The following is a 1,737-nucleotide window of genomic DNA, read 5'->3' on the forward strand; positions in this document are numbered from 1 at the left end:
CGAGCCGGCTGCGCCGAAGCGCCCTGCGGCGAAGCCTGGCGCGCCGACGCCTGCTACGCCGGCGCCGGCCCCTGCGGTGCCCGGAGCGGTCGTGCCGGATGCGCCGACGCCTGCTACGCCGGCGCCCGATGCGGCCACCGCCTCCCCGAGTCGGAGCGAGGCGGCGGTCCGGGCCCACCGTCCGGTGCGGCCGCGCGCCGTCAGTGAACCGCTGATCGTGGCGCGGCGCCCCCGGTCCCTGCCCGCGCGCCCGGTGACGGCCGTCCCGGGGCCGGTCAGGAAGCCGGACGCCATCGCCGAGCCGCCGAGCGGGGCCACGGGCGCGCCGCGGCCGCCCGCAGCGGCGACGGCAGAGCCCGCCGACGGTACGCGCCCGTCCGTGAGTGCCGAAGCGGCCGTCCGGACGTTGCCCGGTACGGGCGCCGCCGCGGCGCCCGCGCGGGGTGCGCAGAGCGGAGGGGCGGTCCAGCGCGCCGCCGTGCCGAGCAGCGGCGCAGCCACCCGTCCGGTCCTCGGCGCGCCCCTGACCGCGCTGCCCGCGAGCGCCTCACCCCTGGCCACCAACGGCCCTCGGGCCGCTGACGCCGCCTCGGGTGCGCCGGCCATGCCCGTGGTCCCCGCCGACGCGGGGTCCGCCGCTCCCGAGGCGGCCGGGATCGACGGCGTCGTTCGGCCGTCCGGCGGGGTGCATGACGCCACCGCCCCTGCTCGCCGCACCCGTACGGCCGCCGAGCCGGGGAGCCCGGCACCGGCCCGCTCCGAGCGCGGGCCGGTCGAGGGCGCACCCGTGCAGCGCACGCCGTCCGGGGCCGTTCCCTCCTCGCCCGCACCGTCCGCACCGGCCCCCGAACGTGCCGTACGGACCCCCGGACGCGCCGCACCGGTCCCGCCCGGGCCGCCCCCGGCCCGCACACGTGGGGGCCTGGGCGCGCCGCTCGACGCGCTGCCGCCGACGGCGGCCGTGGCGGGGGCCGCCGCACCGCTGCTCGGTGGGCGCCGCCCGGTCCGGCGGGTTCCGGCCCCGGCGGTGGGCGACGCCGTACCTGCCGTCGTCTCGCCGGTGGCCGGTGAAGGGCTGCCCGTTCAGCGCGCCACCACGCGCTCCGCCGACGGCCAGACGGGTTCAACTGCCGTGTCACCTCTGGGTGTTGTCGGGATCCCTGCGGGTCCGAACACCCCGGCCGCCGATGGCCGACCCGCGCACCCGCGTGCGGAGCACGGCAGGAGCGGACCGGCGGCCGGGCACGCAGTGGTCTCGAACGCCTCGCCGGGGACGGCACCTGCTCCCGCCGCGCGGCCGTCCGGCAGCAGCCCGGAGCGGCGCCCCGGAACCGTGGCGCAGCCGGTCGTCCCCGCGAGCCGGACCCGCCCTGCCGGAGCGGGGGAGCGGGTCGCCGGCCCGCTCGGAACCGGTGGCGGACCGGCGGTTCCCCTGACGGTTCCCGCGCGTCCGGCCTCCGGCGGCCTGGGCGTGCAGCGCGCCGTCCGACTCACCCGCCAGAGGCGTGGACTGCTCGGTGAACGCCCGATGACCGTCGCCCTCGCCGTCCCGTCGGCGACGCCCGAGCCCGGCGCCGGCGCGCCCGTCGGCGGGGGCACGGCGGCGGCCGCCCGGCCCGTGGTTCCGGCCGTCTGGCCCCACGCGCTCGCGTCCCGTCCGGACGGCGAACCGGGGGCCGAGCCGGCCGCAGCCGGCACCGCGCTCACCGCGCAACGCTCGCGTCCACGGTCACACCC

Annotated in this window: 2 pseudogenes; one reads left to right on the top strand and one right to left on the bottom strand. The window is 81.5% G+C overall.

Annotation, left to right across the window (positions count from 1 at the left end):
- Nucleotides 1-501, bottom strand: a pseudogene (locus tag ACFU7Y_RS43690) (hypothetical protein); the annotation flags it as partial.
- A gap of 1,027 nt (nucleotides 502-1,528) precedes the next feature.
- Between ACFU7Y_RS43690 and ACFU7Y_RS43695 the strand changes: the two are divergent.
- A pseudogene (locus tag ACFU7Y_RS43695) lies at nucleotides 1,529-1,737 on the top strand (hypothetical protein); the annotation flags it as partial.

The sequence above is a fragment of the Kitasatospora sp. NPDC057542 genome (assembly GCF_042801945.1).
GTDB lineage: Bacteria > Actinomycetota > Actinomycetes > Streptomycetales > Streptomycetaceae > Kitasatospora.